The following is a 659-nucleotide window of genomic DNA, read 5'->3' as shown; positions in this document are numbered from 1 at the left end:
TGCCGGGCCCATTCTGCCTGTTGGGAGCGCAACTCTCGATTTTCCAATTTTTTGCGCTGCAGGATGCGCTTGAGTTTTTGCTGCTGCTGCTGGAGTTGAGCCCGCTCTGCTTCTGCGTGTTGCAGTTGGGTCCTTTGGCGTTCCAATTCTATTTTCAGGGTGGTGACCTGGGATTGAAGTTGGCGGAGCTTTTGGCGCAGCGCTTGCTCTGGCGTGGGTTTGGTCGACTCGGAGCTTGGAGAAGGGGAAGATGTTTGTAGGTTTTGCAGATGCTGTTGTAACTGTTGGGCTTGGGCCTGCAGGACTCGAGACCGTTGCTGCTCGCTGCGCAGTTGGGCTTGGGCGCGTTCACAGGTCTGGATTTCGGCTTTCACCCGCTGCTTGATGCGGTCAAGGATCTTTTGATGGCGGAGCTGGGTTTGCCGGATCTCCTGAGCCACCTGCCAAGGGCGAGGATCCCCCTTAGGTTGTCGTGGCTCGCCGCCGTGGTCGGCAGGATCAAAGGGAGATAGGGTCGCCACCAGCGATTCTCGAAAGTCGCTCCAGGAAGCCGATTGCAGACCCATCTGAACCACCTGCCAAACCCCATAGGCAGACCCAATTCCAGCCAGGATCCCAGGGATCCCGGCCAAGGATAAGGAAACCCTGGGCAGGGTTGG

Annotated in this window: 1 protein-coding gene; it reads right to left on the bottom strand. The window is 58.0% G+C overall.

Annotated elements, in window-relative coordinates:
* A partial coding sequence (locus NW838_RS08660) for a hypothetical protein (RefSeq protein ID WP_414427868.1) occupies positions 1–659 on the bottom strand: 659 nt, incomplete at both ends.

The sequence above is a fragment of the Synechococcus sp. R55.2 genome, assembly GCF_047462075.1.
GTDB lineage: Bacteria > Cyanobacteriota > Cyanobacteriia > Thermostichales > Thermostichaceae > Thermostichus.
This window is presented reverse-complemented; position numbering and strand designations above follow the sequence as displayed.